This is a genomic window from Anabaena sp. UHCC 0253 (assembly GCF_009712085.1).
Classification (GTDB): domain Bacteria; phylum Cyanobacteriota; class Cyanobacteriia; order Cyanobacteriales; family Nostocaceae; genus Dolichospermum.
In genome coordinates this window covers 1-5432 of record NZ_VILD01000013.1, presented here as the reverse complement: position 1 = coordinate 5432, position 5432 = coordinate 1, and the positions used below count along the sequence as shown (strand labels likewise).

The following is a 5432-nucleotide window of genomic DNA, read 5'->3' as shown; positions in this document are numbered from 1 at the left end:
TATTGAGAGTGAAAGCAAGTCCTGTGAGTTTTGATTTTTTTTCGTATCATCTTCCCCTCCGTCACGGTGGTTAACCTACTTAGGTAGGGGAACCGTGAAAGGAGGGCAAGTCTGTCGCTGCTTCCCTGAAAAGTACAAAATTTTTGCATCCTAGAGATGCACATTGCGACATGGCTTGCTATGCTCCAAACGTTTTTTTAGTCCGCTCAAATCAAAAACATGAGTGGAGTTTCAGTGGAGTACCAATGGAGTAGGACTGGAGTTTTACTGCCAAAATTATTATCAACAAGCTTTTTTATTGACAGTTTCTAACTATACAAACAGCATACAATGGCGGTTGAGTGGAGTTTTACGGGAGTTTTAGTGACGGTTGAGTGTAATTCCAGTGGAGTTCTACTGGAGTACCAGTGGCGTTGCATTGCCATACTTTTAGAACTGGATCAAATTAACAGAAAAGCCAAGAATTGAGCAACGATTGTGAAAAAAATAACCAACTGGCTAAAATTTGCAGCAAAAAAATAGTCAATAGAGTGATGTTCACGAGCAATCTTTGGATTTAAGTTAAAAGCAGCTTTTACGTATAACCACAGCTAAAGTCAATGTCAAATCTGATAGTCAGTTTTGACCCTGGTGCTTCCTTGACCAAGATTGTTTACGAACTAGCAACTGAAGGCCAACCATGTTTAATGACAATGGAACCAGAAATGCTGAAGTTGCCCCAAAGTTCGATTGACGCTTATATGTCAAGTCGCAAGGGTCTAGAATCTCCTAAACCAGTAGATGAAGCTTGGGTATCTTGTGCCGTAGATGGTGATACACAATGTACGGTAGTTGGATTCCTAGCACGCCAGTTTTCAGCATCCGCGAGACTAGATAAACTCAAGTACGAAACCTCGATTCACAAAGCTTTAGCTGCTATTGGTGCGATCGCCTGCGGCAGTGTGCAAAGCAAAATCACTTCCAGCACGGTGCAAAGTGCGATAGGGAAGCGCGACCTAGCGATCGCCTCCGGCAGCGAGCGGAGCGCAATCGCTCAACACAATAAATTGCCCAACAGATTCTCGTTATCACTGACTTCACTACTACCCTATGGCGAATATCAAAATCGTCAAGCCTTTGAAGAACAGTTGCGGGTGGCACTCAAAGATTTTAAATTTCGGGGTCAAAGGTTGCGGGTAAAACTGGAACGATTCGAGTGTCTGCCTGAAGGTGCGGGATTAGCCATGATTCGCCAACGCCAGAATGGGAAAGAATGGTTCAACTCCCAAACCATTGCCGTGCTGATGTTTGGGCATCGCAATACCAGTCTGCTCTTATTTGAACGAGGGAAGATGACAGCGGGTTATACCAATGGGTTGGGTTTTCACCAAATGGTAAAGCGGGTAATTGAACGCACCTCTGGACAGGATGCCACCACTTTGACTGCTGCTATCTATGCAGCCGGTTCAGATATTACAGCAGATAACCAAGCGATTCGCGCTTTGGTTAAAAGTAGAGACGCAAAAAACATTGATTATGAGTTGCAGATGATTGTTAATGCCATTGCGACTGCTAAATCTGAGTATTGGTCTAGGCTTTACGATTGGCTGGAATCAACTTTACCTGCGGTGAACGAAGTGATTTTGAGTGGTGGTGCAGCTTTGTACTTAGAGCAAGAATTACAAGAATGTTTTCAAGAAATTCCCACTTATTGGGGTACGGATTTACAGCAGCAGGTACAAGCAGCTTTTAAAAATGCCAGTAATGATTATTACCATAGTTTCCGAGAACAAGAAGCTTTGTCCTTTAGGTTAATTGATGCTTTTGGCTTGTTTATGCGATTTAGAGCGCAAATGGAGAAAGTGGCATAAATATGACTAATAATAAATTACCTAAAAATCATGACCCTAATAGACAAAACAACAGACAAAAGGAAGATTTTAGCTTTCGATATCGTCCTCTGGCAAATACTGTAGATGGGAAACTAATTGCATATTTACAACAGGGAAATAAAGCACAAACTGGTAAAGAAATGGTATTACAAGCAATTAGAATATGCTGGTTGCCATTAGCATACAAAACCCTAGTAAATACAGGTGTAGGTATTAGTGATCAAGAAGTGCATCGGATAGGGTTGATTTGTTGTCATGCCCTAGAGCAACATTTAGCTTATTTGCGAATGGAATTAGGATTACCACAGAAATCAAGTGATGTTGTAGCTGTACCTATAAGTACGATGACTAATCCTCAGACACTGGCTACTATGTTTGGTTCAAATGCTGGTAATTTCAGTAGTAATGATAATAGTAGTAGCCAAGACCAAGGGAATAGTAATCAGGCAAAAAATCAAAGTAATTCTGATTCTTTTATTCCTGGGAAAGGGTCTTTTTATGATGACGATAATGATATGTTCACAGATATTTAAGCATCTATAGGAATCTATTTTATTTCTGAACGGTTTTTCAGATAAAATCCTGTTTGGATAAAGATTTCAATCTCAGTATATTTTCAAAATTCAACCCAGATTCCTATATAAATGCACAGTTAGTTAAATCACAAAGGAGAGAATAAGATGGCTACAATTCACTTCATTGATGGTGAAAAAGGTGGTGTTGGTAAGTCTTTATTTGCACGAGTAATGGTGCAATATTGCATTGATAATAAATTACTTTATGAATTGGTGGAAGCTGATCAAAGTAATCCAGATGTAGGTGCATTTTACCCTGACAATCATAAAACAGCAGTTTTTAGTGAATCAGAACGCAAAGCTTATGAAGCTGATGAAATCTTTGATTTAGCACTGGAAAATTCTGTGATTGTCAATTTACCTGCTCAAGTATACCCAACAGTAACCGATTGGATTGAGCGTAATCAAATTTTAGAAATTAGTGGTAAAAGCAAGGTCAAGATACATAAATGGTTTGTTTGTAGTGGAGGATATGACAGTCTAGAATTATTTATACAGTCTTTAGAAAGATTTGAAAAGAAAATTAAACATATCTTTGTCCGTAATTTTGGTTTATGTGATGATTGGAAACACATAGATGAAAATCAGGAGTTACAGGACTTAATCAAGACTTACAAAGTCCCAGTAATTGATTTTCCTAAGTTTAGCTACCGAGAAAGGAATATCCTTGATGCCAAACGAATAAATTTTTCTGAAGCTAAAAATTATGGTGAATTAGGAATATTAGGTAAACAGAGATTGCATAGGTTTCTCAAACAAGCTTTTGAAGAAATTGAAAAAGCTAAAATTTGGAATCCACCAGCAGCTTCAATTACTCCCCCATCTGAAAAAGTTGATAGTGCTAGTAGTAATGGGAAAGTCGCTACCAAGAAGTAATGTAGGTTTTGCTAAAAAAGATGAAAATTTAGGTTTGTGTAGCCTTTGTTAATAGTTCAATGCTTGCTTAAAATCTTTGATTGCTGAAAGTTAAATTACAGCACTTTTGGAGTAAATGAGGTACACCAATTTTAGAAAGTAGTTTTAAAACTTAGTTACTGTACTTCATAAACCTCGAATCTGCTGTATCAGGAATTAATCTACATGAAACCCAATAAAGATATGACTCATTATCAGACTGAAGAACTCGATTTAGATGATGATTTTTTAGATTCAGTCGCTGCTAGAGGTAGAGGGTTAAGTCGAATTCCTTACCCTACTTTACTAGATTTAGCAATTCGTGGTAAGGATGATGCTTTTAAAGCGAGGGTTTGGGAAATCGTTGTTCAAACCGGACTAGACCCTGATGACCCGGCATTTCTAATGATGATTGCTACTGGCAGATTACAAGTGTTGTTGGAAGACAGTCCTCAAGAAATGGAGACAATGTTTGACCAGTGGCAAACCCAACTTTATGACCATCTGCAAAGCTATGAAAAAGCAGCAGTCAAGGGTCAACAGAAAGCGATCGCTCATGCAGTCACGACATTAATTAAGCATACAGAATTTGAGCGTGCCATTCATTCAGTTCCTTCATTAATTGTTGCTGGAATACTCTTATTGATTACCGCAACAGTGGGTGGACTTCTGGGTATAGGTGCAATGCTTTGGTATCAATCTAGCAATTTAGATCCAACTGGTTCACGCCAATTGACTAAAGAAGAAGCTAATGCTTTGGCATGGACAACCACGAATGAAGGTAAATTTGCTCGCAATTTTATGGAATGGAATCGAGATTTATTGAGTCGAGATAGTATCGGTAAACTTGCCTGTACTAAAGAAGTAAAACGCTTGGGAGTGACATTAGAAATAGGACAAAGTAACAGAAAAGCTGTATCAGGTTTTTGTACTCTTTGGGTGCAACCTCCTAATCAACGAAAGTTTGTTTCTCAGTAAGTATTCATCCGTCAGAAATCTTGTTTTTCAGCTTATTTAAGTAAGGCGGCTCGAAAAAACCAAGCAAGTACAAAAATGTAAAATCGCTGAAAATCTCTTCCCTCTTGCATGAGTGCCTCTTGCCTTGCCATAACGACAATTTTCAACGCCAACCTACTTAATATTAGTTGCTCAATTGTGAAATAGGAGTAAATCAATGTTGAAGACAAAAGTTAACTGTTTTTGGTTAATGATAACAGGAATAATTCTAGCAGCTTGTACTCCTGATACTGTAGAGACAAATAGCAAAAGTGAAAGCAATATTGTCAAAGCACAAGCTCCCTCTATACCTGAATATTCACCATTGTATGATGTTAAAGTAAATATTTGTGGTAATATCATTGCCCCAATTAAAGATGGTAAACGCTGCATCAAGCATAATCTACGTTTGTGGGGTCCAGTAGAAGAAGCTAAATTGGTTCAGACTGGTATTCCTCTGGGATCAATGTCTGCTGTAGATGGCATCACCGTGCCAAAACGGGAAAATTGTACGCTAAGGCTGAAACGATTGCAGGACAACGGTTTCAGAACCAAAATAAATTGATTAGCTAATACTTGTATAATAAGCAACCGGAAGATAGCTTACCCTCATTCTCTTGGTACAGAGTAGTATGTATTCCCTGCCCCATAAATTTAACCCCAGTTAAAAGTATTGATGATGACTGTCAAATCTGAATTAATTACCAAAATTATTCGCAAAAATTGGGCAGACTATTAAACGCCTTGTGTGCTACTTCCTCAGCTCGTTGTGGCGTTACTTTCTGATACCGTAAAGTTGTCTGAATGCTCTCATGTCCCATCAATGCCCTAAGTTCCTCAATCCCCATTAGCCCCACCCGTTCTGTAGCAAAAGTGTGCCGTAAATCATGAAGTCTCACCCCCTGAAGTTCCGTAACATTCCCAATCAAACTTGTCCAGGATTTATGAGCCATCCGGTACGATAGACGAGAGACAATCAAAGTTTTTGGCTGTTGGGCAGTAAACAGGGCAGGATGGTTGAGATGTCTATAATACTTTAAGTAGTGATTTAGACTCTTTTGCGCCGCTTCACTGTAAAAACACCACCGTTGCTTAT

The 5432-nt window shown here is 38.9% G+C and carries 6 protein-coding genes; 5 read left to right on the top strand and 1 reads right to left on the bottom strand.

The window, feature by feature from the left end; genetic code table 11:
- The first annotated feature begins 599 nt into the window (after positions 1-599).
- From FJR38_RS25335 to FJR38_RS25315, 5 genes are all read left to right on the top strand, one after another.
- Positions 600-1850, top strand: coding sequence for a ParM/StbA family protein (locus tag FJR38_RS25335; protein WP_174764131.1), 1251 nt, complete (start codon positions 600-602; stop codon positions 1848-1850).
- 2 nt (positions 1851-1852) lie between these two features.
- On the top strand, positions 1853-2404 hold the full coding sequence (locus FJR38_RS25330; protein ID WP_168540160.1) for a hypothetical protein: 552 nt from the start codon (positions 1853-1855) through the stop codon (positions 2402-2404).
- 147 nt (positions 2405-2551) lie between these two features.
- Complete coding sequence (locus FJR38_RS25325; RefSeq protein WP_168540158.1) at positions 2552-3322, top strand: mobilization protein; 771 nt, start codon at positions 2552-2554, stop codon at positions 3320-3322.
- A 204-nt stretch (positions 3323-3526) separates the two neighbouring features.
- A complete protein-coding gene (locus FJR38_RS25320; protein WP_254449559.1) occupies positions 3527-4318 on the top strand; it encodes a DUF2207 domain-containing protein in 792 nt (263 codons plus the stop codon).
- Positions 4319-4514: 196 nt separating this feature from the next.
- Positions 4515-4901, top strand: coding sequence for a hypothetical protein (locus FJR38_RS25315; protein WP_174764130.1), 387 nt, complete (start codon positions 4515-4517; stop codon positions 4899-4901).
- A 145-nt stretch (positions 4902-5046) separates the two neighbouring features.
- On the opposite strand, the gene FJR38_RS25310 is transcribed toward FJR38_RS25315, so the two are convergent.
- The coding region (locus FJR38_RS25310) for a site-specific integrase (protein WP_168540156.1) at positions 5047-5432 on the bottom strand (386 nt) is incomplete at its 5' end.

Coding starts and splice junctions, on each gene's coding strand:
- FJR38_RS25335 (WP_174764131.1), top strand. CDS start 600: ATGTCAAATCTGATAGTCAGTTTTGACCCTGGTGCTTCCTTGACCAAG.
- FJR38_RS25330 (WP_168540160.1), top strand. CDS start 1,853: ATGACTAATAATAAATTACCTAAAAATCATGACCCTAATAGACAAAAC.
- FJR38_RS25315 (WP_174764130.1), top strand. CDS start 4,515: ATGTTGAAGACAAAAGTTAACTGTTTTTGGTTAATGATAACAGGAATA.
- FJR38_RS25325 (WP_168540158.1), top strand. CDS start 2,552: ATGGCTACAATTCACTTCATTGATGGTGAAAAAGGTGGTGTTGGTAAG.
- FJR38_RS25320 (WP_254449559.1), top strand. CDS start 3,527: ATGAAACCCAATAAAGATATGACTCATTATCAGACTGAAGAACTCGAT.